General features: G+C 52.4%; 22 protein-coding genes. 15 read left to right on the top strand and 7 right to left on the bottom strand.

The genetic code is table 11. From position 1 onward, the window contains the following. The first annotated feature begins 139 nt into the window (after positions 1-139). Positions 140-1,453 (top strand): MFS transporter, encoded by a 1,314-nt coding sequence (gene tcuC, locus H2P46_RS18910; RefSeq protein ID WP_193406406.1) that lies wholly within the window; start codon positions 140-142, stop codon positions 1,451-1,453. Here the strand turns inward: tcuC and H2P46_RS18915 are convergent. Genes H2P46_RS18915 through H2P46_RS18935 form a run of 5 tightly spaced genes read right to left on the bottom strand, consistent with a single transcriptional unit; the run spans position 1,450 to position 6,692 of the window. Then, positions 1,450-2,424 (bottom strand): Csu type fimbrial protein, encoded by a 975-nt coding sequence (locus tag H2P46_RS18915; protein ID WP_193406407.1) that lies wholly within the window; start codon positions 2,422-2,424, stop codon positions 1,450-1,452. The genes tcuC and H2P46_RS18915 overlap by 4 nt on opposite strands. Continuing rightward, a complete protein-coding gene (locus H2P46_RS18920; RefSeq protein WP_193406408.1) occupies positions 2,421-4,859 on the bottom strand; it encodes a fimbria/pilus outer membrane usher protein in 2,439 nt (812 codons plus the stop codon). The genes H2P46_RS18915 and H2P46_RS18920 overlap by 4 nt, the downstream gene beginning before the upstream one ends. 11 nt (positions 4,860-4,870) lie before the next feature. After that, positions 4,871-5,569, bottom strand: a complete 699-nt coding sequence (locus H2P46_RS18925) for a fimbrial biogenesis chaperone (protein ID WP_193406409.1) — start codon at positions 5,567-5,569, stop codon at positions 4,871-4,873. 24 nt (positions 5,570-5,593) lie between these two features. After that, a complete protein-coding gene (locus tag H2P46_RS18930) occupies positions 5,594-6,103 on the bottom strand; it encodes a spore coat protein U domain-containing protein (protein ID WP_193406410.1) in 510 nt (169 codons plus the stop codon). 22 nt (positions 6,104-6,125) lie between these two features. Further along, complete coding sequence (locus H2P46_RS18935; RefSeq protein ID WP_193406451.1) at positions 6,126-6,692, bottom strand: spore coat protein U domain-containing protein; 567 nt, start codon at positions 6,690-6,692, stop codon at positions 6,126-6,128. Between the two features lie 539 nt (positions 6,693-7,231). On the opposite strand from H2P46_RS18935, the gene H2P46_RS18940 reads away from it, so the two are divergent. The 3 genes from H2P46_RS18940 (at position 7,232) to H2P46_RS18950 (ending at position 13,031) form a co-directional block, all read left to right on the top strand. Further along, positions 7,232-9,337 (top strand): putative bifunctional diguanylate cyclase/phosphodiesterase, encoded by a 2,106-nt coding sequence (locus tag H2P46_RS18940; protein ID WP_193406411.1) that lies wholly within the window; start codon positions 7,232-7,234, stop codon positions 9,335-9,337. Between the two features lie 154 nt (positions 9,338-9,491). Beyond that, positions 9,492-11,582: a putative bifunctional diguanylate cyclase/phosphodiesterase gene (locus tag H2P46_RS18945; protein ID WP_193406412.1), complete on the top strand. Its 2,091-nt coding sequence runs from the start codon at positions 9,492-9,494 to the stop codon at positions 11,580-11,582. Positions 11,583-11,627: 45 nt separating this feature from the next. Further along, positions 11,628-13,031, top strand: coding sequence for an aminotransferase-like domain-containing protein (locus H2P46_RS18950; protein ID WP_193406413.1), 1,404 nt, complete (start codon positions 11,628-11,630; stop codon positions 13,029-13,031). Here the strand turns inward: H2P46_RS18950 and H2P46_RS18955 are convergent. Beyond that, positions 13,028-13,510, bottom strand: a complete 483-nt coding sequence (locus H2P46_RS18955) for a YlaC family protein (RefSeq protein WP_193406414.1) — start codon at positions 13,508-13,510, stop codon at positions 13,028-13,030. The two genes, H2P46_RS18950 and H2P46_RS18955, sit on opposite strands and share 4 nt — an antisense overlap. A 260-nt stretch (positions 13,511-13,770) precedes the next feature. Here H2P46_RS18955 and H2P46_RS18960 point away from each other — a divergent pair, with 260 nt between their 5' ends. Next, entirely contained in the window at positions 13,771-14,373 is a 603-nt protein-coding gene (locus H2P46_RS18960; RefSeq protein ID WP_193406415.1) for a cupin domain-containing protein, read from the top strand. Between the two features lie 200 nt (positions 14,374-14,573). Here H2P46_RS18960 and ftnA read toward each other — a convergent pair whose 3' ends face one another. Then, positions 14,574-15,083 carry a non-heme ferritin gene (gene ftnA, locus H2P46_RS18965; protein ID WP_193406416.1) on the bottom strand — a complete coding sequence of 170 codons (510 nt, stop codon included), beginning with the start codon at positions 15,081-15,083 and terminating at the stop codon, positions 14,574-14,576. 488 nt (positions 15,084-15,571) lie between these two features. Between ftnA and prfC the strand changes: the two genes are divergently transcribed. From prfC to mrdA, 10 genes are all read left to right on the top strand, one after another. Beyond that, complete coding sequence (gene prfC, locus H2P46_RS18970; RefSeq protein WP_193406417.1) at positions 15,572-17,158, top strand: peptide chain release factor 3; 1,587 nt, start codon at positions 15,572-15,574, stop codon at positions 17,156-17,158. A 256-nt stretch (positions 17,159-17,414) separates the two neighbouring features. Beyond that, the gene (gene osmY, locus H2P46_RS18975; protein WP_193406418.1) at positions 17,415-18,029 is read left to right on the top strand and encodes a molecular chaperone OsmY; all 615 of its coding nucleotides are present in this window, start codon (positions 17,415-17,417) and stop codon (positions 18,027-18,029) included. 99 nt (positions 18,030-18,128) lie between these two features. Continuing rightward, positions 18,129-18,290, top strand: a complete 162-nt coding sequence (locus H2P46_RS18980; RefSeq protein WP_003848537.1) for a DUF1328 domain-containing protein — start codon at positions 18,129-18,131, stop codon at positions 18,288-18,290. 223 nt (positions 18,291-18,513) lie between these two features. After that, positions 18,514-19,566: a patatin-like phospholipase family protein gene (locus H2P46_RS18985; RefSeq protein ID WP_193406419.1), complete on the top strand. Its 1,053-nt coding sequence runs from the start codon at positions 18,514-18,516 to the stop codon at positions 19,564-19,566. After that, a complete protein-coding gene (locus H2P46_RS18990) occupies positions 19,563-20,339 on the top strand; it encodes a TatD family hydrolase (protein WP_193406420.1) in 777 nt (258 codons plus the stop codon). The genes H2P46_RS18985 and H2P46_RS18990 overlap by 4 nt, the downstream gene beginning before the upstream one ends. A gap of 302 nt (positions 20,340-20,641) precedes the next feature. Further along, on the top strand, positions 20,642-21,421 hold the full coding sequence (deoC, locus tag H2P46_RS18995; RefSeq protein ID WP_193406421.1) for a deoxyribose-phosphate aldolase: 780 nt from the start codon (positions 20,642-20,644) through the stop codon (positions 21,419-21,421). A 64-nt stretch (positions 21,422-21,485) separates the two neighbouring features. After that, the gene (deoA, locus tag H2P46_RS19000) at positions 21,486-22,814 is read left to right on the top strand and encodes a thymidine phosphorylase (protein WP_193406422.1); all 1,329 of its coding nucleotides are present in this window, start codon (positions 21,486-21,488) and stop codon (positions 22,812-22,814) included. Between the two features lie 92 nt (positions 22,815-22,906). Beyond that, a complete protein-coding gene (gene deoB, locus H2P46_RS19005; RefSeq protein ID WP_193406423.1) occupies positions 22,907-24,130 on the top strand; it encodes a phosphopentomutase in 1,224 nt (407 codons plus the stop codon). A 32-nt stretch (positions 24,131-24,162) separates the two neighbouring features. Further along, positions 24,163-24,876 (top strand): purine-nucleoside phosphorylase, encoded by a 714-nt coding sequence (deoD, locus tag H2P46_RS19010; RefSeq protein WP_193406424.1) that lies wholly within the window; start codon positions 24,163-24,165, stop codon positions 24,874-24,876. A gap of 213 nt (positions 24,877-25,089) precedes the next feature. Continuing rightward, positions 25,090-26,970: a penicillin-binding protein 2 gene (mrdA, locus tag H2P46_RS19015; protein WP_193406425.1), complete on the top strand. Its 1,881-nt coding sequence runs from the start codon at positions 25,090-25,092 to the stop codon at positions 26,968-26,970. Positions 26,971-26,980 lie beyond the last annotated feature (10 nt).

The raw sequence follows: 26,980 nt of genomic DNA on the forward strand, positions 1-26,980 counted from the left end.
GCGATTCATCGGCATAAATTTTTTCGTGTTAATTTTTTGTTACTTATAAACACACTTTTGTAAATTGGAATGGTGAGTTAGGTCACGTTAAATAGCCGGTAACTGCGCTAAAAAGGGATAAAAAACCCAGGAAGCGAATATGAGTCGGAGCCAGTCTTTACAAAAACCTAAAGGTGCAGCACGCACCATCTTTACCGTGACCAGCGGTAATTTCCTCGAAATGTATGATTTTATGGTTTTCGGCTACTATGCTAGCGCGATCGCCAAAACCTTCTTTCCTGGCGATAACCCCTTTACCTCATTAATGCTCACACTAATGACGTTTGGCGCGGGTTTTCTGATGCGTCCACTTGGCGCAATTATTCTCGGCGCTTACATTGACCATCATGGACGCCGTAAAGGTTTACTGCTGACGCTGGGTCTGATGGCGTTCGGTACATTAACCATTGCGCTGGTGCCGGGATATGCTACGTTAGGCGCGCTATCTCCGGTACTCATTTTGCTGGGGCGCTTATTGCAGGGCTTCTCGGCGGGGGTCGAGCTGGGTGGTGTGTCGGTTTATCTGGCGGAAGTGGCGCCAAAAGGGCGCAAAGGCTTCTTTGTCAGTTGGCAATCCGGCAGTCAGCAGGTGGCGGTGATCTTTGCTGCGCTGCTTGGTTTGCTGCTTAATCATCTGTTTGGCAAAGAGGTCGTAACCGAATGGGGCTGGCGTATCCCGTTCGTTATAGGCTGTATGATCGTGCCGTTCCTGTTCTGGATTCGTCGTCTGCTGGAAGAAACTGAAGCTTTCAGCCAGCGCAAACACCATCCCAGCATGAGCGAAATTATGCGTTCGGTCGCCAGTAACTGGGCGCTGGTACTGGCCGGGATGCTCATGGCCGTGACCACGACCGTGATGTTTTACATGATTACCGCTTTTACCCCAACTTTCGGTAAAACCGTATTAATGATGACTGACAAGCAGAGCTTCCTCGTGACGCTGTGCGTCGGCATTTCTAACCTGATTTGGCTGCCGCTGATGGGGGCGCTGTCGGACCGGGTAGGCCGTCGCCCTTTGTTAATCCTTTTCACTATTTTGATGATTGTGACAACCTGGCCAGTGCTGCATTGGTTAGTGGGTTCTGCCAGCTTCGCCCATTTACTGGAAACCGAACTGTGGCTGTCGTTTCTGTATGCCAGCTATAACGGGGCGATGGTGGTTTATCTGGCAGAAATCATGCCTGCTGAGGTACGCGCGGCGGGTTTCTCGCTGGCGTACAGTCTGGCGACCGCGCTGTTTGGTGGCTTCACGCCCGCGGTTTCTAGCTACCTGATCCACGCAACTGGCAATAAAGCCATGCCCGGCGTTTGGCTGACGTTTGCGGCAGTGTGCGGATTGATCGGGACATTGCTGATTGGGCGGATGGTGAAGCAATATCAGACGCGCCACAGCGGCGCGCCCGTTAACGCTTAGAAGGCGAGATCCACCACCACGCTGTCGGTGTAGTCGCCCGCTGGCGGCGTGCTTTGCGTAGTTAAAACGCGCGCGGTGTAATTGAAACCGCGCGTTAATCCATCGCTCGTCACGCTGGTTGAAGCGTCACTGCTCCAGCGTTCAGAGCCACTCGGTCCCCAGCGATCGCTGGTGGAACCTTTATAAATCTCATAGCTCAGCCGTTGAGTGCCACTCGCCATATTCCTTATGCTACCTGATGCGTAGTTGCCATTGCTTAATCCTACCGTATAGGTACTGCCTTTGCTGCAAAGCACATTAATCGTCTGAGATACGGCGGAGAAACTGCCTACCAGCGGTGCGCTGCCGAAACTGATATTTGGCGCGGTGATGGCGGTACAGTCGTTGCTCAGAATCGCCGTTACGGTGATGGGGATGACGCCACTGCCAGTTTGCGGCGTCAGACAGGCGCCAAGCAGCCCAATGCTGGTACAAACGTTATAGGTTACCGCCATGTTCAGCGTCAGCGTGTAGGTTCCGGCAGCAACCGTTTGTCCAGCCACGGTGCGCAGATAAACCGGAATAGCGAAGTTTAAACTTCCCAGCAAACCCGCCAGGTTAATCAGGGTGGTAGAGTTATAAGCATAAGCGGCGCCACCAAGGGTTAACTCACTGGCACAGGCGCTATCGGTACACAGACGTACAGGGATGTTATCGGTGCCGGCGTCACCGCTGCGCTTCAACGTGCCGCGTGTACCATTGTTGTTGCTCGCGCCGGTTAGCTGAAAAGTGATTTGGTTACCGGATAACAACGACAGTGCCGCACCGGCGCCGCAGTTAACGTTAGCGTTAGTCGAGGTCGAGCTCACCGTGGTGTTTGCTACAAACGTTGTTACCGAACCAAAACTGGCAGAAGAGGCGGGCAAATTACAGGCTGCGTATCCCCACCAGGGAAACAGCAGCCATCCCAGCAGTAACAGTATTTTTTTCATGGCGTAATTCCAGAGGTAGCGTTATCAGGATTAGCCACCGGCGTACCCGATGGCGCAGGGAGGAGCGGACAGGTCAGCGGGCCATAAGTTTTCAACGCCTGCGGTTGTCCGTCAGCAATAATCAGGTTGGTATCACAGGTGCGGCCATCGGGTGTTTCAATGCGGACAGGATTATTAGCGGTTAAATTTTCCATCCACGCGATGCCGTCAAAACCGACATAGCCCGTGGCTTGCCCTTTGCGTAGCACCTGGCTGGATACAGGAATAGCATTACCCGCGCTGTCATGGAGGATCACGCTGGCGGCGCGTAAACGCTCAACAGGAAAATCGAGCACAAAGCCGCTCTGACGCTTCACGGCAAAGCGTTGTTCTACTTTTGGCGTGGTCATATCGGCAGGTAAATCCAGGGTGTCGATGTCATATTTGGCCGGGTAATAACTGCTGATTGAGGGCACCAGCAGATAGCCATTTTTGTCGGTGCGTCCCATTGACTGATTTTCGTAACGCACGTTGACGTCAGGATAATTGGTTTTCACCACCACAAAGGCATCATTAATGGTGTTTGCGGCAAAGACCTGCTTATCCATTAACACCAGCGAGCCCGTTAAATCTGCCCATTGCGTCGTGTTGTCCTCATCGCCATAAAACCCGGCGGAGGTATCGATTTTATTGTTGCGATAGCGCAGGCTGCCCTGACGATAATCGCCGCTGTCACCGCCCTGATTAGCCCAGGAGGCATCCCATGCCATTCCTCCATCGCTCGGCATCGCACGTGACAGATAAACGCGCTGGCTGTTTTGCCCTTGCTGATCGCGCTCCATACTGACCGAAGCACTGCTGTGCTCACCAAACGGGATCACCAGCGATACCGCGCCGCTCCATTCGCCTTGCTCCTGATCGCGGCTGGCCGAAACATACAGGCTGGCGTTTTCCCACAAGGTTTTACTCCACGACAGATTCCACAGGCGCGTGCGTTCATCATCGCCACTGGCGATGTCGATATAAGCCGCCCCAATGCTGCCATAGCGTTTGAGCGACAGGCTGGCGCTGTATTGTGAAGTGCGGCGCGCCAGGCTGTAACGGGTTTGCGTATTGCTACCGCTCTGATTACTTAATAACGCCAGATTCCCGAAGTCTGCATTGCGAATGATGTGCTGGGTGCCGAGGCTAAACCAGCGGTTGTTGTACTGATACCCCCAGCTATATTGTGTGCCCGGCCTGCCTTCATACTGGCTTTGTGCAACCGCACTGTTTACCACGCCCCAGCTACCGGTTTTAAACAGCGTACCTATGCCGCCCATCGCCAGATTGTCACCGCCTTCGGCGTGGCTTTCCAGTGTCAGCCAGTCAGTCAAACCGTAGCGATATGAGCCGCTTGCCGCCGCTGCGCCATAATCGAAATTTTTGATACCGTAGTTTTCACGCACCGCACCCGCCGAGAACGAATAATCAGTCAGGCCCGATTTCAAAAGGCTGCTGGAGACATAAAAAGGCAGGGTAGTGACAACCTGGCGGCCTACGGCGTCGGTGGTGGTAATGACCGCATCGCCTGCACCATTCACAAAAGGTACATTAGTCAGTGACCATGGACCCGGCTGGACATTGGCCTGGCTGGAGCGATAACCGTTCACGAACAGATCGACGGTGGAAGGCACTGCCGCCTGACCGGAAAAGGCGGGTAGCGGATAGGTGATTAAGTCGGGACGCACGCTGAAATCACGACCAGCCTGCAATCCGCCAAGACGCACGCTGCTGCTCCACGACAGCGCGTCGGTTACCAAATCGCCTGCCCGCCAGCTCACAATGGCGTTTTCATATTCGTTGCTCCACCAGGTGTCGTAGCGGATATAACCGTCATTCTGATAGCGCTTCCCACCTTCAATCTGCTGTTGCCAGACGCCGTTGCTGGAAAACTGGCCAGCGCTGCCAAAAAAACGCCATTCGTTCCAGGCGGAAAGCCGCGTGCCGGAGGAATCCGTGCGTGTGACGTAGAGATCGTAATTCATTAGCGCGCCGGTGCTGGTGCGGCCCGGATAACGTGGGCTATTACGGGATTCGCCAAGAGTCTGACTCGGTAGCCAACCGGGCGGTACGCTGAGCAGCAGGCGCTGGCGGTTTGCGTCGTATTCGACTTTCACCTCTGTCATCTGATTCACATCGATCTGTTGCTGGCCCCGGAATTTTTCAGCGGGAATGCCCGCGCGCTGTAAATCCCCGGCCCGCAAATAGAAATGATTGTTACGCTGTTCGACCGGCACAATATCCCCGCGTGCTTGCTGATTAACGATTAATTCCAGCATGTACTGCTGACCGCTGGCGCTGTTATTCAGGCTGGGCGGCGGCGGTAGAGACGAAAACGTCTCCGCCCGAAGTGAACCGGGTGTCAGGTAAAACAGGCTAATAGCCAGCGCGAGCGGATGAGGTGAAAAACGCATTGTCAGCTTTTTTAGCGGCTGGCAGCGCTACGCCATTGGCCTTTATTCATCCCGGCTGTCAGTTCGCCGCTGACAGCTGTGTTAAGCGGCCAGCGGTTACTGCTGTTCGCGAGTACATAACCAAACAAGCCGTGACCGAGTTTGCGTCCACCAATAGCCAGATTGCTGAGCCGCGCGTGGCCGTTGCCGCGATTGGTTAATTGCAGATAGCGCTCTTTACCCACAGTCACCACCTGCCAGCTAAGGTCTGGTTTGGTACTGTCGCGGTCTATGCCATTACCATACACAAAAAGGGGCACTGAATAGCGCATTTGAAAATTCAGCCCGGCCTGGTTATCCCCTGCGGAGCGCGGGGTAGGAATTTCATCTAACACCACGCGATATGCCTGCTCTTTACCGGCGGCAGGAGGCGTTTGTTTGATCAGGCGAATTAACTGCCTTTGCCCTGGCTCAATGCGCACCAGCGGTGGACTGGCAACGACCTGCTGCTGGGTTTGATACTGTTCCTTATGATTGACTTGCTGCCATTCGAAGATACGGACCTGCATCAGCGTGGTGGCGTTGCCGCGATTTTCCAGCCACAGCTCACTGGCTTTATCATCGGGATTGATCGTGGGATCGATTGGCCAAATCATCACTGAATTGGCTGCCTGCGTTTGTGGGATCAGCATTAAGGTGAATAACAAAAACAGGGCGCGTGGTAAACGCATGATAAAGCTCCTTAGCACTTTGCATCACCAGGTCAGCGTGACGGTGAGCGTATCGGTATACAACCCGGCGCGCGTCGGGCCAGGCAATTGCAGTAAGCCGTAAATCGGTAAGATTATGTTGTTGGAGTCGTCATAGGTCAGTGCCACGGCTTGCCCAACCGGAATGGCATTGGTATGAGCCGCATTGGTGTAGAGGTAATAGGGCACGGTACTGGTGCTGTTGGTGAGCTTCATGTTACGTGTAGAGGTGTAATTGTTGCCGCCATTGAGGGACATACTCAGCGCGGTACCCGGCGTACAGGCAAGTTTAAGGGTACTACTTTGAACATAACTGGCGCTAACGCTGTTGGTCGCTACGCCGGGTTGCGTACCGAAATCAAGCGTGCCAAATTCGCCGGTCGTCGTACCAGAAATCACGCAGCCTGCCACAATAGACGCAGAGACCTGAAATGTGGTTGAGCTGGTGGTAATGCCCCAGGCTCCAGCACTCCACAACAACAGCGACAAACCACGTGCGATCGCAAAGGCGGTCACCTAACCATACTCAAAGTGCGGCTCAGTAATTCACAGCGACATTAATCGTATCGGTATAGGTTCCCGCTGGAATAACCGGGTTAAAGTCGCCGCCGACCACCTGTCCGTAAATGGCATAATTCGTGCCAAGCGTGGCATCGATGGTTCCGCTGGGAGCGATGTCAGTATTATCAGCGATAGCGGTGCTGAGCGCGGCATCGCTGTACAAAGTGTAAGCGATGCCCTGGGTATTATCCGACCCGAGTAGTAGATAGCGGGGCGATGCTGAAACCGTGCCATACACAGTATCCGGCGCGGTATTGCTGCTGGTTACCTGAACGTTATAGGTTTGACCGGTTGTGCAACGCACGTAAATACCGTTTCCCGATGCACCAACCAGGGTGGCATTCAGCGTATCAAAGGTGGCCGCCCTACTCCCGAAGTCTAACGTACCGAAGTTAACGCCAGTGGTGGCCGACTGGCCATTCACCAGGCAACCGGTGGTTAAAGTCAGCGTAGCGTTGATGGTGCCGGTAGTGGTGGCCGCTAATGCCACCGACGGAGTGGCTGTGGCCAGAGTAGCAGCCAGTAGAAAGCGCTTGAATTTCATCATTAGTCCTTATTGATTATCCAGTGCCGATGATTTTTTTACCCTATGCTGCTTAATAATAAAAACCAAAAGAAAATGAGAAATCCGTGTTAACTTTCCTGGATGGCGCTGTTGCGATAAAAAAATTCTTAGTCATGGGTTGATTAGTTTACATCAATTTTATTAACTATATATCAGTGAAATCGCACATGTGAAATTCAGTGAGGCTTTTTCGTTAATCTCTTACGCGTTGCCGCTGATAACTCAGTAATCACAGGGTATTGCAAGGAGGAAAGAAAAGTAAAGTCAGAATTATTTAGCCTACTACCGCCCTGACGGCTTCGGTGATATGTTCGTATACCTATCAGACATTTTTACAATTTGCCTGAGTGGCCATAAGCAATGTAAATAAAAAGTCCTGCAATCGAAGGACAGCTTTGACTGGCCTGTAAGCGCTTATCACCCGGAAGCGAAACATTTTCACCTTCGCGGTGTTTTTTTAGTTTGACCGTTTAAGACATACACAGCACCTGCGCGTAGCAGGTGGTGAGGAGTTGCATATGTTGCTAGTCACCTGGGACGGCGTTCTGATTTGCGTTTCGCTGATCGTCGCTTTTATTGCCTCTTTTACAGCCCTTGATACGGCGGGACGCGTAGCCGTTTCGCGCGGTTGGCTGGCGCGCTTATGGCTGGTGGTGAGTGGTACGGCAATGGGGATTGGCATCTGGGCAATGCACTTCATTGGTATGCTGGCGATGATGATGCCCATGGATATGCACTATGACGTGCGGCTTACGGCAATTTCGCTGGCGATAGCTATTGTGGCCTCGATACTGGCTTTCGGCCAGACGGTTAATGGAAATCACTTAACGCGCCGTCGTCAACTGCGTGGCAGCCTGATCCTTGGCACAGGCGTGGTAACAATGCATTACCTTGGCATGCATGCGCTATTAATCGATCCCGCTCCGCACTGGAATTATTCGCTGGTGGCGTTATCCGTATTGATTGCATTTATCGCTTCGGGCGCGGCGCTGTGGCTGGCTTTTCATCTGCGTCAGGGAGAAAAAAATCTGTTCCTGATGCGTGGGCTGGCATCGCTGGTGATGGGCGTGGCTATTGCCGGAATGCATTACGTCGGCATGGCGGCGGCAGAATTTAATAGCGCCAGCAGTATGCACAGGCACGGCGTCAGCAACGAGGAGCTGGCAGTATGGGTGACCGTCATTACGCTCTCGATTCTCGGCGTGACCTTATTGAGTTCAATGCTGGATGCGCAACTGCGGGCTGCCCGCCTTGCAGCCAAACTTAATCGGGCTAATCGCGAACTTCACCAGCGGGCAATGCACGACAACCTTACTGCTTTACCCAATCGCGTAATGCTTGAGCAGCAACTGCAGAACGCGATTAAACAGGCAACGCTGCACGATGGCAACTTTGCAGTGATGTACATGGATCTCGATGGGTTTAAGGCGGTAAACGACACGTGGGGACATCATGTCGGCGACCGTTTATTGATTGCGGTGGCAGAACGTCTATGCAGTCAGCTCACGGACAGGATGATGCTGGCGCGATTAGGCGGCGATGAATTTGTACTGATGTTCGAGAACGGTAATGAACAACGTGCCAGCGAACTGGCGCAGAAACTTGTGAAAGTGATTGAGGCATCGTTTGAGCTGGACTGCTATTTGCTGAACGTTTCGTTGAGTGTCGGCATTGCCGTATTCCCACAGCACGGCCGCAACAGGCAAGAGCTGATGTTCAATGCTGACTCCGCGATGTATCACACTAAACACAGAGGCCGCAACGGCTGGAGCCTGTTTGAGCCCGCAATGAGCACCAGCGCGCAGCATCAGCTGGAGCTGGCGAACGATCTGTGGAAAGCGATTGAACGCCAGGAAATGCGCCTGTTTTATCAACCGAAGTTTCGTGCCAGCGGCAGCGAGCTGATCGGTTTTGAAGCGTTGCTGCGCTGGCAGCATCCGACGCGTGGGTTGCTAATGCCGGATCTGTTTCTGCCAAGAGCCGAGAAAACCGGCCAGATTGTGGCGCTGGGCAACTGGGTAATTAATGAAGCCTGTCGTCAGCTCAGACAATGGCACAATGAGGGCAACAGCAACTGGACGGTATCGGTAAATCTGTCGGCGCTGCAGTTTCATCAACGCGATCTGCTCGATACCGTAACGCAGACTCTGGCGCATCATCATTTGCCGCGTGGCGCGCTTATGTTGGAAATCACCGAAGCCATCGTGATGCGCGATCCGCAGTTTAGCCAGCAACGCATCCGTGAGCTGCAACAGTTGGGCGTCAAAATAGCCATTGATAATTTTGGTATCGGCTACGCCAACCTGCTGCACCTGAAACATCTCGAAGCCAGCGAACTAAAAATCGATCGCAACTTTATTAACTGTCTGCGGGCGGATAGCGAGGATGCCACCGTAGTCAGCGCAATGCTCACGCTGGCGCAGAGCCTGAATTTGCGCATGGTGGCAGAAGGTGTCGAAACCGAAGAACAGCAGCGATTGTTAACGGGGCTGGGCTTCGACGCCATGCAGGGTTACTTTCTGGGTAAACCCACACCCGCTGACCGTGTCGGTGAATTTATGATCTCCACTCTTCTCCCCGGCTTGCTGCCCACCTGTCTGACGTCTTTAACCGAAGTCCGGTGAGGGTCGTTAGCTGCTCCCGACATCAAACTCTTTCATTGTAGCTGTCTAATGAAGTGCTTAGCATTGCCGATAACATGTACAACAAAGCAATCTTTGTATCACTTTTAACGACCAACGCCACAGCTGTTTGCGCGTCTTTATCCGGGAAATCAGTATGATAGTAATTTCATACAACGCTTTTATCGTTATGGTTTCGATTCTGGTCGCGATGCTGGCTTCGTTTACCGCGCTGGATATGGCGGGGCGAGTGGCAATATCGACCGGCAAAACAGCCAAATTCTGGTTGTTGGGCGGCGGTTTTGCCATGGGTATCGGTATCTGGGCTATGCACTTTATTGGCATGCTATCGATGAGCATGAGTAGGGTGATGTACTACAGCCCAGCGCTGACTGTGATTTCGGCGGCGATTGCGGTATGCGCCTCTATTTTTGCCTTATGGCTGGTTTGTCAGGGCGAGTTGCCGCTGCGCCGCTTAATGGGGGGGGCGCTCATTATGGGGACAGGCGTGGCGGCAATGCACTATACCGGCATGGCGGCGCTAATGTTTACGCATGGTATCGTCTGGCTCTGGGGCTGGGTTGCGGCTTCTGTCGTGATTGCATTAGTGGCTTCCGGCGTGGCGTTATGGCTGGCGTTTAATTTACGCGATAGCACCTCCAGCCGCGTTATCGTGCTGCGCTTTGGCGCATCGGGGGTAATGGGATTAGCCATTGCCGGCATGCATTATACCGGCATGATGGCCGCTGAATTTCCGTTGCACAGCCATTCAACCCAGGCGGGCGTAAACGGTAACTGGCTGATGATTTTGGTCACCGTCGTCGCAATCACTATTCTCGGCATCATGTTAGTGGTGTCGATGCTGGATGCACGTATGCAGGCGCGAACCTTCATGCTTGCCAGTTCGCTGGCTGAAGCGAACCGGGAACTGGCTCAGCTGGCATTGCACGATAACCTGACGCGTTTGCCGAATCGCATTTTGCTGGAAGATCGACTGGAGCAGGCGATCAACAAGGCCAGTCGTGAGCGTAGCCATTTTGCGCTGATGTTTATGGATTTGGATGGTTTCAAGGCCGTTAATGACGCCTTTGGTCACCATATTGGCGACAATCTGCTGATCGGCGTGACGGAACGTATGAATCAGCAGATGAACGGTTATTACACGCTGGCGCGTCCTGGAGGCGATGAATTTGTGTTGCTGCTTGAGATTGATGACCCTAACGACGCGGCAGCGATGGCCGACAAGCTGGTGAAGGCGATTGACCGCCCGTTCACTATTTCTCGCTATGAGCTGACGGTGTCCCTGAGTATCGGTATAGCGGTGTATCCAGACGATGGTATTGATGAGCGTGAGTTAATGTTCAATGCCGATGCCGCGATGTACCATACCAAGAATAACGGTCGCAATGGTTACACTTTCTTCCAGCCGTCAATGAATACCCAGGCGCAGAGCCAGCTACAGTTGAATAACGATCTGTGGCAGGCCATGGATAATAACGAGCTGCGGCTGTTCTATCAGCCGAAGTATTGCGCGCCACGCGGGCCGATTCTCGGCTTCGAAGCTTTATTGCGCTGGCAGCATCCGACACGCGGACTGCTGATGCCGGATCACTTCCTGCCGATGGCAGAAAAGACCGGTATGATCGTCAATATTGGCCATTGGGTGATTAACGAAGCCTGTCGTCAGCTACGCCAGTGGCATCTGCAAGGCCACCCGCACTGGTCGGTGGCGGTGAATTTGTCGGCGCTGCAATTCGAGCAGAGCGCCCTGGTGGAAACGGTTATCGACGCGCTGGCAAAATACGAAATTCCACCAGAATTACTGACGCTGGAAGTGACCGAAACCACCGCCATGCGCGACCCGGATGAGAGTGTGCGCATCCTGACGGAACTGACGCAATTCGGGGTAAAAGCTTCCATTGATGACTTTGGTACGGGTTATTCCAGTCTGCTGTATTTGAAGCGTTTACCGGCTAGTGAGTTAAAAATTGATCGGGCGTTTGTCCATGAACTGCAACATCAAACCGAGGGGGCAACCATTGTGTCCGCTATTGTTGCGCTGGCACAGTCGCTACAGCTAAAAGTGGTGGCAGAAGGGGTGGAAACCGCCGAGCAGCAAGCGTTTTTAACTGGTCTGGGTTGTAATACATTGCAGGGATATTTGCTGGGTAAACCGATCCCACCGGAAAAAATCGGAGAGCTAAATAACTTTGTGGATGAGAATAATGGGTTAACGGCTGGCTTCTGATGTCATGCAAGGTAGAATCAGGCAGATAAAAAAGGAGCCGTGCCTGTGGCGAAATACCAGCGATTAATAGAGGACGTTCAGCAGCAAATCGAGGCCGGTATCTGGCCCCCCGGTACGCGTTTGCCGTCACTGCGTCAGCAGGTTGCGCAGCAAGGTCTGAGCCTGATGACTGTGCTGCACGCTTACGAATTACTGGAAAGCCAGGGCTGGATTATTTCGCGCCCGCAGTCGGGTTATTACGTTGCGCCACGTGCGCTGGCTGCCAAACCACTGCGCGTGGCCATCAGCGAAAAAGTCGATATTAACGATTTCGTATTTGATGTATTACAGGCGACCCGTGATCCCCACATTGTGCCGTTTGGATCGGCTTTCCCCGATCCTGCCCTGTTCCCGCAACGTCAGTTGATGCGCTCGCTGGCAAATGTTTCGCACCAGCTTACGCCGACCGATGCGCTGCATAATTTACCGCCTGGCAATGCCAGCTTGCGTCAGCTGTTAGCACAACGTTATGCCCGGCAAGGCATTACGCTCTCCCCCGATGAGATCGTCATTACCAGCGGCGCGCTGGAAGCCCTGAATCTCAGTCTGCAATCGTTAACGGAACCGGGTGATTATGTCGTAATCGAACAGCCCAGCTTTTATGGCGCGCTACAGGCGATTGAAAGGCTGAAGCTGAAAGCGTTGGCGATTCCAGTTGATACGCAACGCGGCATCAATCTGGAGCAGCTGGAGGACGCCTTACAGCGCTGGCCGGTAAAAGCTTGCTGGTTGATGACGTCACTACAGAATCCGCTTGGCGTAACCTTAACCTCTGAGCGTAAGCAGCAGCTGGTGGCACTGCTTGCCCGTCATCAGGTGCCGCTGATTGAGGATGATGTGTATGCTGAACTCTGGAGTGGCACTACTCCACCGCTGCCCGCTAAAGCCTGGGATCGGCAGGGCAATGTTTTACACTGCGGCTCGTTTTCCAAGTCACTGGTGGCAGGATTCCGCGTAGGGTGGGTGGCGGCAGGACAACATGCGCAGCGCATTCAGCGCTTACAGCTAATGAGCACCCTTTCTACCAGCGCGCCGATGCAACTGGCGCTGGCAGATTTTCTGGCAACCCGCCGCTACGACACGCATTTAAAGCGTTTACGTCAGACGCTGGCAAAGCGCCAGCAGATGGTGCGACAGGCTTTATTGAAGGTGTTACCGGCGCATTCAACGGTAAGCGAAGCGGCTGGTGGCTATTTTTTATGGGTGACGTTGCCGGACAGCATCAATACAACGCAGCTTTATCAACGTGCGTTATCGGTACGGATTAGCATTGCCCCAGGGGAGTTATTTTCGGCGGAGAAACAGTTTAGTCACTGTTTTCGCCTGAATACCGCCTGGCCGTGGGATGTTCGGGCCGAGGCGGCAATCGTCACACTGGGTAAGTTAATGGCAGAAATGGTGCAGCCTTAAACGCTCGCCGCTTCCTTGTTTCCCCATGTCAGGTAATAAATGTCATAAAAATCCACTTCGCCTTTTTGCTTCAGCAGGCGCTGGATACCGCTTTTCACCCGCTCTGGCGTTTCGGGCAGGGATAAGATGCGCGACACCGCTTGCTCGCGTACCGGCTGCACATAATACCATTCACCGTTGTAGCAAACGCGCAGATCCAGCGCATCAATATCCTCAAAGCGATACTTCGGATTAATATCCAGCAACATCAAAAAACTCATCACCAGCACAAAGGCGGTGGCAAACCAAAACGCCGGCCAGCCGAGCATTTCGGTAGAGAAAATCAACGCAACGCATAAGCCGTAGCACAGATACATCACCGCCCAAAGACCTGGATGATTTTTTAAAAAAGACAGGCTAAACCGCGGCAAATTGTCGCGACGTTCTTCGCGATTTAGCAGAGCGATCTCGTCAATCAGGATTTGTTTTATGTCGTGCATTTTTCACCTCACTGTCATCTGTTAACGATTAAAACAGATAACAGTCAAGGCGAGCAGACACAGATTTGAACATTTTTTATATAACAGTTTGCCTGACAGGGTTGGGGATGTTGCTTGTATTAACGTCAGCGTGACAGGAAAGATAATAAGATATTTAGCTTTAGTAAATTAATTCAGGGGATTATGTAATTTTTGTCGGTTTGAGCACATTGCTTTATTCCCGCTCTTTGTCACACTTAAGCAAAAACCGGAGAACATGTATGAGTGCTAAAACCTCCAGTCTGATGTTACTGATGTCCTTTGCTGCAGGCACTTTTTCGGCCGGGGCGTCTGCTAATCCTCAGCATCTGTTGTTATCCAACCCGTCGGGCGGCGTCCCTAATAACCCCTTACCGCTAATTATCTGGCCACGCGTGGTGCCAGAAGATCAGCAAGATATTACCGCATGGTTTGAAAAAACGTTTGCGCAAAACGGCTGGCCGCCGGCATGGCGTTATCCGATCTTCCCCTATACGCATTATCATCCGAATACACATGAATTACTTGGCGTAGCAGCAGGCTGGGCGGAAGTGCTGTTTGGTGGCGACAGCGGACGCATGGTGACGTTACGGGCGGGGGATGCAGTATTAATTCCAGCGGGTGTCGGTCATAAACAAATTCATGCCAGCGACGATTTTATTGCTGTGGGCGCCTATCCGGAAGGGATGTCGCCTGAAACACGGCGAGATGAACCAGACAGGCTCCGACAGTCGCTGGAGCAGGTAAATCAGGTTCCGCTACCAACGCGCGATCCGTTTACCGGTAATGAGGGGGCTATGACGGCAATCTGGACACCGATTGCGAAGCTGTCGGCGCACCAGTAAGGCACAGGCGGTGCCGGGCTTATTCTCGTCCTTATCTTCCTCCGTCAGCGGGAGAAGACGCCGTTTAGCGCATTTTTTACGGCTGCGGGTAAGCATTCATAAAAACTGGCGACTGCCAGAACGCAGCTTTTTTCACTGCATTATGTTGTGTTGCAAACGTAATAATCACAAGCCCACCTCGTAAGGCGGGCTTCGGGTTTTTACGCGTCGTGGTGACTTTCAGCGTTCATGCGGGCCAGATCCTTATCGATCAGGAACAGAGCGTTACCGCTGTCACCCACCAGTGCCAGTTTATCCAGCACGGTTTTGAACAGTTTTTCTTCTTCATGCTGCTCGGAAACATACCATTGCAGGAAGTTAAAGGTGGAGTAATCCTGGGTAGACATCGCTGCGTGTGCCAGCTCGTTAATTTTTGCGGTGATCAGCTGCTCGTGCTCCAGCGTTTGTTGAAACAGCTCGGTCAGCGAGTTGTAGGCCACCGGCGGGGCGGCGATGGTGCCGAGAACGGGCATCGCGCCGGTATCGCTCAGATAATCGAACAGACGCTGCATATGCTGCATTTCTTCGCGAGAGTGTTCTTTCAGGAAGGCGGCAGCACCCTCAAAGCCTTTGTCGCTGCACCAGGCGCTCATTTGCAGATAAAGATTGGCAGAGAAAAATTCCAGGTTTAGCTGGTCGTTTAAACGTCCAGTCATTTCAGCGGTCAGCATGGTCGCGTCCTTTTAATAGGCGAATTAAGCAGGTGAGAGACGATAAAGTATGCATCAAAGCGGTGAGTGAAGTGAAGCTTTTTTCTTTAAAAATTAAATATTATCTCTTTGATTTAAAAAGAATTATTTCGGGAATTGAATGCGAGCGATTATCATTTTTGTCCGTTTTTAACCTCTTCTTTGCTGGCCCCTTGTCGTGCCACCGTGCTGTTCTTATCCTTCTCTTTATTCGCAAACCGAAGGTTAACGTAAGGGCAAACAAGCGATGTCACCACCTGTAGGCCGCACGGACAAAATATTGTATGCTATGCCGCCTAAATGCTGACTGGGTAACCGGGATCGCCGCCAATGTAACTTCGTGCTTAAACGCCGACGAAAAATAGTCGCATTCGGCACCGATTACCTGCCGGTAAAGTTCTGCCGGCCATCGTGATTTACCTGCAGCGCCTGGCAAACTGCCACCGCACTGCTCCGTTGAGAAGAATTCCATGTCTAATCCCTTTTTAGAAGAGGTGGCACGCCGCCGCACCTTCGCGATCATCTCGCACCCCGATGCCGGTAAAACGACGATTACCGAAAAAGTATTGCTATTTGGACAGGCTATCCAGACGGCTGGTACGGTAAAAGGCCGTGGTTCAAACCAGCACGCTAAATCCGACTGGATGGAAATGGAGAAGCAGCGCGGGATCTCTATTACCACCTCGGTGATGCAGTTCCCGTATCGTGAAAGCCTGGTTAATCTGCTGGATACACCAGGACACGAAGACTTCTCTGAAGATACTTATCGTACGCTGACGGCGGTTGACTGCTGTTTGATGGTCATTGACGCCGCAAAAGGCGTTGAAGATCGTACCCGCAAACTGATGGAAGTAACACGGCTGCGTGATACGCCGATCCTGACCTTCATGAATAAACTCGACCGTGATATTCGCGATCCCATGGAGTTGCTGGATGAAGTTGAAAACGAGCTGAAGATTGCCTGCGCACCGATTACCTGGCCGATTGGCTGTGGCAAGCTGTTCAAAGGCGTTTACCACCTTTATAACGACGAAACCTATCTGTATCAGAGCGGTAAAGGTCACACTATTCAGGACGTGCGCGTAGTGAAAGGCCTGGCTAACCCAGAGCTGGATGCGGCGGTCGGTGAAGAGTTAGCGGCCCAGTTACGTGATGAACTCGAACTGGTGCAAGGCGCGTCGCACGAATTCGAGCGTGAAGCTTTTCTGAATGGTGAATTATCGCCAGTATTTTTCGGCACCGCGCTGGGTAACTTTGGTGTAGATCATATGCTGGATGGCCTGGTTTCCTGGGCACCGACGCCATTGCCACGCCAAACCGACAGCCGCACCGTAGAAGCCAAAGAAGAGAAGTTCACTGGCTTTGTGTTTAAGATCCAGGCCAATATGGACCCGAAACACCGTGACCGTGTGGCGTTTATGCGTGTGGTATCCGGCAAATATGAAAAAGGCATGAAGCTGCGCCAGGTCCGTACCGGAAAAGATGTGGTCATTGCGGATGCGTTGACCTTTATGGCGGGCGACCGTTCTCACGTCGAAGAAGCCTATCCGGGCGATATTATCGGTTTGCATAACCACGGCACTATTCAGATTGGCGACACCTTTACCCAGGGTGAAAATATGAAGTTCACCGGAATACCGAACTTTGCGCCAGAGCTGTTCCGCCGTATTCGTCTGCGCGATCCTCTCAGGCAGAAACAGCTGCTGAAAGGGCTGGTCCAGCTGTCGGAAGAGGGCGCGGTACAGGTGTTCCGCCCGGTGCATAATAACGATCTGATCGTAGGCGCTGTTGGTGTGCTGCAATTCGACGTGGTGGTAGCGCGCCTGAAAAGTGAATATAACGTTGAAGCGCTGTATGAAGCGATCAATGTGTCAACCGCGCGTTGGGTTGAATGCAGCGATGCGAAGAAATTCGACGAATTTCAGCGTAAAAATGAGGCCAATCTCGCTCTTGATGGCGGCGATAATCTGACTTATATCGCCCCCACTATGGTGAATTTAAATATCACTCAGGAACGTTATCCCGAGGTTAAATTCCGTAAAACACGCGAGCATTAATCGACTGATGTTGGGCCATTCTATCTGTGAATGGCCCTGTTTTTGCTGCTACAGACTCCTCCTAAAAATCCTTCTTTTTGCCTATTTTGGCGCGCTATCAACCAGTTACTCCAGCAAAGCACAAAATATCAACTATCATTATTCTGTCGGGCGGCGAAGAATACTTTTTTTGCCTTCGCCCAGCATTGCAGTAGCGCCGTTTGCTACTGTCGCGCTCACGGTTGTGAGTGAATTAACGGATAGAAGGAATATATCGATGAACAAAACTAAGATTGCTAAAACCTTTATTGCCGCAATGGTGGGTTCTGCTCTGCTGAGTGGCAGCGCGCTGGCTGACGAGTCGCTGTCGCAAAAAGCACAGCAAACTACAGATAGTGCGGGTTCTAAGATCGATAGTTCTATGAAAAAAGTCGATGGTTATATGGATGACAGTGGCGTGACCGCCAAGGCGAAAGCAGCACTGGTGGATGACGAAGCGATTAAAAGTACGGATATTTCAGTCAAGACGCATCAGGGCGTGGTGACGTTAAGCGGTTTTGTCACTTCACAGGATCAGGCCGAAAAGGCTGTGGCCGTGGTGCAGAAGGTAGAAGGTGTTAAATCCGTCAGCGATAAACTACACGTTCGGGACAGCAAATCTCAGTCACTGAAAGGTTATGCGGGTGATGCAGCAACCACCAGCGAAATTAAAGCTAAGCTATTAGCAGACGACATCGTGCCGTCGCGTAACGTGAAAGTTGAAACCACCGACGGCGTGGTTCAGCTTTCAGGCACGGTAGCGAATAAGGCACAGTCGGATCGCGCTGAAAGCATTGCAAAAGCAATTGAAGGCGTGAAAAGCGTTAAGAATGACCTGGCGGTTAAATCTTAATGGTAAATGTGCGACACCTTCGGGTGCCGCACAGATAAAAATCACCCGTCATGGGATGAAATAAGCAGTTCGATTTTCACTATGGTAAAGGAGAGGCTTATGTTTCGTTGGGGCATTATTTTTCTGGTTATCGCGCTGATTGCCGCAGCTTTAGGTTTTGGTGGCTTAGCCGGTACCGCAGCATGGGCAGCTAAAGTTGTCTTCGTCGTTGGTATTATCCTGTTCCTCATCAGCCTGTTTACTGGCCGTAAAAAACTTTGACCGATGAGTCCGGTGGCATAATGCAATAGCATACAGCGGAGGCCAGTCATCTGTAGCGTGACACGCAGCGTAAGGATAGCGAACACGGTGCTACAGAGGGGAGAAGGCGTAAAGCATTCTACCCGGTCAAAGGACAACATGACTGGTTCTCCGGGATGCTGCTGAACGTCAACGGAAAGACATCCTGCATACCCGATAGAGAAATTCATCAGAGGTTCAGACATTGGGTATACGCGTTCCAGTTACACTCGGGGCGATCGAACCCCTGGCGCTGACGCCGTTCAAAGCTAAAAAAATAGCGTTAGTGTGTGAAGGTGGCGGCCAGCGCGGTATCTTTACCGCTGGCGTATTGGATGAATTCCAGCGCGCTAACTTTAATCCCTTTCATTTAATGCTAGGCACCTCGGCGGGGGCGCAAAATCTGTCTGCTTTTGTCTGTGCCCAACCCGGCTATGCCCGTCGCGTTATCACGCGTTATACCACCAACAAACTGTTCTTCGACCCGCTGCGTTTTGTTCGCGGCGGTCATCTGATCGATCTCGACTGGTTAATTGACATCACCCGCAGTGAATTTCCGCTTGAAATGGCCACAGCGCAAACGCTGTTTACCAGCGGTCGCGAATTTTACATGTGCGCCTGCCGCACTGACGATTACTCGCCCAGCTACTTTGCTCCAACGAATGATAACTGGCTGGACATTATTAAAGCATCAAGCGCGATTCCCGGCTTCTACCGGCCTGGTGTGGATCTTGAAGGGATCAGCTATCTGGACGGCGGCATTAGCGATGCGATTCCGGTGCGTGAAGCGGCTAAGCGCGGGGCTGATACCATTGTGGTGATTCGCACCGTACCGTCGCAAATGACCTATACGCCCAAATGGATTAAGCGTATGGAACGCTGGCTGAGCGACAGTGCGTTGCAACCGATGATTAACATACTGCACCAGCATGAGCAGAGTTATCAGGAGATTCAGCAATACATTGAGCAACCGCCTGGCAATTTACGTATCATTGAAATATTCCCACCGCGCGCGCTGGCCAGTAATGCATTGGGCAGTCGCGTGTCAGCGCTGAATCAGGATTACCATTTAGGACGTCGCTGCGGACGTTACTTTCTTGCCACGCTGGGCCAGTGGCTGAGCGATGCCGAACCGTTTATGCGTTACGCCACCGTCACGCCACCCGCGCCAGTGGCGAATGCGCCTGATACGCGTCTCATCATCACGCCGCCGTTGGCCGGTAACGACGCCGATTACGATAAAGGTTCATTAGCATGAGATTTATCGACACCCATTGCCACTTTGATTTTCCCCCCTTTCTTGACGAGACCGGACCAAGCATTGCGCGTGCCGCCGAGGCGGGGGTTGAGAAAATCATTGTGCCAGCGGTGGACGCCAGCCGTTTCGGCATAATTTGCCAGCTCGCCGCCGATCATCCGGCGCTGTATGCGGCGCTTGGACTGCATCCCATCGCGATTGAGGCGCATCAGGACATTCATCTGGAGGCGCTGGAAGATTATCTCAGGCAGTCGCCTGAAAAACTGGTGGCGATCGGAGAAATCGGTTTGGATCTCTATCGCGACGATCCGCAGTTTGACAGGCAGGAGCGTTTGCTTGATAGCCAGTTAAAACTGGCGAAACATTACGATTTGCCGGTCATCCTGCATTCGCGTCGTACCCATGACAAACTGGCGCAGCATCTGCGTCGGCACGATTTACCCCGTCGCGGGGTAGTGCATGGTTTCGCCGGTAGCCTGCAACAGGCGCAGGCATTTATCAAACTCGGTTATGCGATTGGCGTGGGTGGCACTATTACTTATGAACGCGCCAGCAAAACCCGTCAGACGATCGCTCAGCTACCGCTCGAATCACTATTACTGGAAACCGACGCGCCAGATATGCCGCTGCACGGTTTTCAGGGGCAGCCGAATCGCCCTGAACGTGCGCGTTTGGTATGGGAAGCGCTATGCAACCTGCGTTCTGAATCGCCCCGGCAAATTGCCGATGCGCTGTGGCAGAACAGCCAAACGGTGTTTCGCTTCTCCCGCTAATCCCTGATTGCCTGCCTCGGTCGGGTAATGCGCTGTGCTAAAGAGCATTCGCGGCATTAACGGCATAGTTACAGCAGTATAGTTACGCCATAAATGTGATAATAGTAACACTGCCCGCACTGGCGTATAATTGTGCTGTTATCGCAACATTTGTGATTTAACTCACTACATTGATAATACCATTGCAGCCATTCTTTACTTTGATGTGACTTGTAACACATAAAGATTAGGCAGCAATTGTTATTATTATCACATTCAGTCGGCCTGCCTGTAGGCCGCATCCGAGCCTGTTGGAGAGCATCATGACCGAGATTAAAGCGCAAGCACTGCGTGCGTTGAAACTGATGGATTTAACGACATTGAATGACGATGACACCGACGCAAAAGTGACTGCGCTTTGTCATCAGGCAAAATCCCCCGCTGGAAACACAGCGGCGATTTGCATCTATCCCCGTTTTATTCCCATCGCGCGCAAAACCCTGCGTGAACAGGGCACGCCTGAAATTCGCATTGCCACTGTCACCAACTTTCCGCATGGTAATGACGATATTGAAATTGCGCTGGCTGAAACGCGCGCTGCCATCGCTTACGGCGCAGACGAAGTGGATGTGGTATTCCCTTATCGCGCTCTGATCGGCGGTAATTCGCAGGTCGGTTTTGACCTGGTTAGCGCCTGTAAAGAAGCCTGTGCGGCAGCGAACGTGCTGCTGAAAGTTATTATCGAAACCGGTGAGTTAAAAGAAGAAGCATTGATCCGTCAGGCGTCAGAAATAGCGATTGATGCGGGCGCTGACTTCATTAAAACCTCAACCGGCAAAGTGCCGGTCAACGCCACCCCGGAAGTCGCGAAAATCATGATGAGCGTCATCCGTGATAAAGGCGTGCAGCAGCAGGTTGGTTTTAAACCGGCTGGTGGTGTGCGTACGGCGGAAGATGCTGCGATTTATCTGCAACTGGCGGAAGATATTTTAAGTGCAGACTGGGCCGATGCGCGTCATTTCCGTTTCGGTGCCTCCAGCCTGCTGTCGAACCTGTTAAATACGCTGGGTTACAACAGCGAAACCAGCCAGTCCGGTTACTAACATTTTCAGGCGGTCGCTGACCGCCTTTTCAACACCGACACTTCCCTGCGTAAGGGGGCTTACCTTGTTCTTGCCACAAGAAATTATTCGTAAAAAACGTGACGGCCATACGCTGAATGAAGAAGAAATCCGCTTCTTTATTAATGGGGTGCGCGATAACAGCGTTTCTGAAGGTCAGATTGCCGCGCTGGCGATGACGATCTATTTCCATGATATGTCGTTGCCCGAACGTGTCGCATTGACCATGGCAATGCGCGATTCCGGCACGGTGCTGAACTGGAAATCGCTGAATCTGAACGGACCAGTCGTAGACAAACACTCAACCGGCGGCGTTGGCGATGTCACCTCGCTGATGCTAGGCCCAATGGTAGCCGCGTGCGGCGGTTACATTCCGATGATTTCCGGACGCGGTCTGGGCCATACCGGCGGTACGCTGGACAAACTGGAAGCCATCCCTGGTCTTGACATCTTTCCAGGCGAGGATCGTTTCCGCCAAATCATCAAAGACGTGGGTGTCGCGATTATCGGCCAGACTCATTCACTGGCACCGGCTGACAAGCGTTTCTATGCCACGCGGGATATTACCGCCACGGTTGACTCCATTCCGCTGATCACCGCCTCGATTCTGGCGAAGAAGCTTGCTGAAGGGCTGGATGCGCTGGTCATGGATGTGAAAGTCGGCTCTGGTGCTTTTATGCCGACCTGGGAAGCTTCAGAAAATCTCGCGCAGGCGATTGTTGGTGTGGCAAACGGTGCAGGTTGTCAAACCACCGCGCTGCTTACCGATATGAACCAGGTGTTAGCCTCCAGTGCCGGAAATGCGCTGGAAGTGCGCGAAGCGGTGCGTTTCCTGACCGGTCAGCAGCGTAATCCGCGCTTGCTTGAAGTGACACTGGCGCTATGCAGCGAGATGCTGATTTCCGGCAAGCTGGCAACAGACGATGCACAGGCCCGCCAAAAATTGATGCAGGTACTGGATAATGGCAAAGCTGCCGAGGTGTTTGCTCGCATGGTGGCGGCGCAGAATGGCCCCAGTGATTTTGTCGAGCGCCATGATACTTACCTTCCTGCATCCATGCTGAGCAAAGCGGTATATGCCGATGAGCCAGGCATTGTCAGCAGCATGGATACGCGGGCGCTTGGCCTGGCTGTTGTCGCGATGGGCGGCGGGCGGCAACGCGCCAGTGACAGCATCGATTACAGCGTTGGTCTGAGCGATATGATTAGGCTTGGCGAACGCGCTGATACGCAGCGACCGCTGGCGGTGATTCATGCCAGCAGCGAAGCCTGTTGGCAACAGGCAGCGAAAGCAGTGAAAGCCGCCATCACCCTTAGCGACAGCGCACCCGCAGCCACGCCGGTGGTTTATCGCCGCGTGACTGAAGCAGGTTAAAGATTACAACCGGTGCCAGTCACAAAACATTCAGGTATACTGATCTGATCGCTTTTTTTGACTTGTCACGCGCACAAGCGCAGGAGGCTTGCATGAAACGTGCATTTATAATGGTTCTCGATTCTTTCGGAATCGGCTCCAGCAAGGACGCCGACAAATTCGGTGACGCAGGTTCGGACACGTTAGGTCATATCGCCGAAGCCTGCTTTAACGGTGAAGCTGACAAAGGTCGCAAAGGCCCGCTTCATCTGCCAAACCTGACGGCATTAGGCCTGGGTAAAGCGGCAGAGTTATCTACCGGCCGCTTCCCGCCAGGCCTCGATCCTGAGGCAAAAATCACCGGCGCGTATGCTTACGCCAGCGAAATCTCGTCGGGTAAAGATACACCGTCTGGTCACTGGGAAATTGCCGGTGTGCCAGCCTTGTTCGACTGGGGCTATTTCAGCGACAAAGAAAACAGCTTTCCACAGGAACTGCTGGATAAACTGGTAGAGCGTGCCGATTTGCCTGGCTACCTTGGCAACTGCCACTCCTCGGGTACGGTGATCCTCGACCAGTTGGGCGAAGAGCACATGAAATCGGGCAAACCGATTTTCTACACCTCCGCAGATTCCGTGTTCCAGATCGCCTGCCATGAAGAGACCTTTGGGCTGGATCGGCTGTATGCGCTGTGTGAAATTGCACGTGAGGAGTTAACGGAAGGCGGCTATAACATTGGTCGTGTCATTGCCCGTCCGTTTGTGGGTGATAAAGCGGGTCATTTTGAACGTACTGGCAACCGCCACGATTTAGCCGTGGAACCGCCGTCATCCACCATGCTGAAAAAGTTGGTGGATGAGAAGGGCGGCCACGTGATTTCTGTTGGTAAAATCGCGGATATTTACGCCGAACAGGGTATCACCAAAAAAGTCAAAGCCACCGGCCTCGACGCGCTGTTTGATGCCACGATTGAAGAAATGAAGCACGCGCCGGATCAATCCATTGTTTTCACTAATTTTGTTGATTTCGACTCAACCTGGGGTCACCGTCGCGATGTCGCTGGCTATGCCGGAGGGCTGGAGCTGTTTGATCGACGTTTGCCGGAGCTGATGGCGCTGGTAGGCGAAGATGACATTCTGATTTTAACCGCCGATCACGGTTGCGATCCCACCTGGCAAGGCACCGAACATACGCGTGAGCACATTCCAGTTTTGATCTACGGCCCGAAAGTGGAACCCGGCTCGCTCGGCTACCGCGAAACGTTTGCTGATATTGGTCAAACCATTGCGCACTATTTTGGCCTGTCCAGCATGGACTACGGCAAGAACATGCTATAAAAACATCGACCATTTTAAAAAGGATATGAACAATGGCAACGCCTCACATTAATGCAGAAATGGGTGATTTCGCAGACGTCGTACTGATGCCCGGCGATCCGCTGCGTGCTAAGCACATCGCTGAAACCTTTCTGGACAATCCGGTTGAAGTGAATAATGTGCGCGGTATGCTGGGTTATACTGGCACCTACAAAGGGCGCAAAATCTCGGTGATGGGTCACGGTATGGGCATCCCATCCTGCTCGATCTACACCAAAGAACTGATCACCGATTTCGGCGTGAAAAAAATTATTCGTGTGGGCTCATGCGGCGCGGTGCGGGCGGATGTAAAACTGCGTGACATCGTCATTGGCATGGGAGCATGTACCGATTCGAAAGTGAATCGCATGCGTTTTAAAGACCATGACTTTGCGGCTATTGCTGATTTTGATCTGGTGCGTAACGCTGTGGATGCGGCGAAAACGCTGGGCGTTGAGGCACGCGTCGGTAACATCTTCTCTGCCGATCTGTTTTATACGCCAGACCCGCAGATGTTCGACGTTATGGAGAAATACGGCATTCTTGGCGTGGAGATGGAAGCGGCAGGCATCTATGGCGTAGCCGCGGAATTTGGGGCGAAAGCGCTGACTATCTGCACCGTGTCGGACCATATCCGTACCCATGAACAGACGACGGCGGCTGAGCGACAAACCACGTTTAACGACATGATTAAAATCGCGCTGGAATCTGTCTTGCTGGGCGATTGAGCTTAATGAGTGTCTGCGCCGCAGGGCGCAGGCATTTCTCCTGAGGTGCCTGCATTTCTCTTTCGCGTTTACGTTTCTTCAGTAACATCTTCACTAAATGACACACTTTTGCCCAGGCTTGTGCATCTTCGTACTGGCACTGGCTTTCATGCCCTTTATCATTAAGTCGACAATTAAAAATAAACATAAACCGCCAATAATTAATACCTCCTGATGAATTTTCGTAATTTCGAAGCTGAAGAAAAGCTGTTTGTTCGCCGTGCAGCGGTGGCTTTTATTCTGGTTGTTATCTGTTTCACTATTTTGGGCGTTAATCTTTATCGCCTACAGGTGCGCGATCACAGTTATTATCAGACGCGATCTAACCAGAACGACATCAAAATGATTCCAATTGCGCCGACGCGTGGGCTGATTTACGATCGTAACGGCATCCCATTAGTGCGCAACGTCACCTGGTACGACATCACGTTGACGCCCTATAAAATTGAGAATATGCAGGCCACGCTCAAGGCGCTGACGCCGCTGATCGATCTCACGCCAGACGAAATAGACAGCTTTCAGCGCATGCTAAAACAGAGCAGCCGCTACAAGCCCCTGATCCTTAAAGAAGAACTTACGGATGAACAGGTTGCTCGCTTCTCGGTAAATCAGTTTAACTTCACGGGCGTCAGTATTGATACCTATCAGGATCGCCAATATCCTTATGGTGCCGATCTGGCGCACGTGGTCGGTTATGTCTCGAAAATTAACGATAACGATGCCAAAAGATTAAATAAAGCGGGCATCGCTGAAAACTACGCCGCCGACCACAACATCGGAAAGCAGGGGATTGAGGGCTATTACGAGTCGGTGCTGCACGGTAAGCCAGGGTATCAGGAAGTAGAAGTCGATAATCACGGACGCATCGTGCGGGTGTTAAAAGAGGTGCCGCCGGTTGCCGGTAAGAATATTACGCTGACGCTGGATCTTCATCTGCAACAGTACATTGAAAGTTTGCTGGCGGGTCAACGTGCCGCGCTGTTGGTTGAAGATCCCCACGATGGCTCGGTGTTGGCGATGGTGTCCAGTCCCAGCTACGATCCCAATCCATTCGTAAAAGGCATTAGCTACAAAGCCTACGAAACGCTATTGCAGGATAAAAGTCTGCCGCTGATAAACCGTGTGACGCAGGGCCTGTATCCGCCTGCTTCAACGGTGAAACCCTATATGGCGATGTCAGCGTTACTGACGAAAGTCATTACTCCCCAAACGACCTTTTTCGGTGCGCCAACCTGGACTTTACCGGGCACGGATCGTCGTTATCGTGACTGGAAAAAATCTGGCCACGGTATGCTGGACGTCACCAAAGCCATTGAGGAATCTGCCGATACCTTCTTTTATCAGGTGGCGTTTATGATGGGGATTGATCGCATTCATACCATGCTCAGCCAGTTTGGCTATGGCAAATCCACCGGCATCGACTTGCATGAAGAGTACAACGGCTTGTTGCCGAGTCGTGACTGGAAGCAGAAGGTGCATAAAAAACCCTGGTATCAGGGGGATACTATATCGGTGGGCATTGGGCAAGGATACTGGGTTGCCACGCCGATCCAGATGGTAAAAGCGATGGTCACGTTGATTAACAATGGCCGGGTTATTGCCCCGCATCTGCTGGAGAAAACCCAGCGTGGCAAGCTGGTGGAGAACTATCAACCGAAACTGCCACAGGCACAAGTTGGCGATGCTAAATCGCCTTACTGGTCGCTGGTGCGTCATGCGATGTTCGGCATGGCGAATGCGCCAAACGGCACCGGCTATAAATATTTTCACACTGCGCCATACGGCATTGCGGCGAAAAGCGGGACTTCGCAAGTATTTAGCCTGAAGCAAAATCAAACTTATAACGCCAAAATGATTCCAGTTCGCTTACGCGACCATATCTTTTATACCGCGTTTGCGCCCTTTAACGACCCTAAAGTAGCGATAGCTTTGATTCTGGAAAACGGTGGCAGCGAAGGCGTCACGGCAGCCCCGGTTATGCGACAAATCCTTGACCATATTTTCCTGCCACCGGCCACGCCTGCACCGGTACAGGTGGCGCAGCAGAAACCCTGATCAGCGCGGC

Origin of the sequence: Mixta mediterraneensis, assembly GCF_014946725.1 — a bacterium.
GTDB lineage: Bacteria > Pseudomonadota > Gammaproteobacteria > Enterobacterales > Enterobacteriaceae > Pantoea > Pantoea mediterraneensis.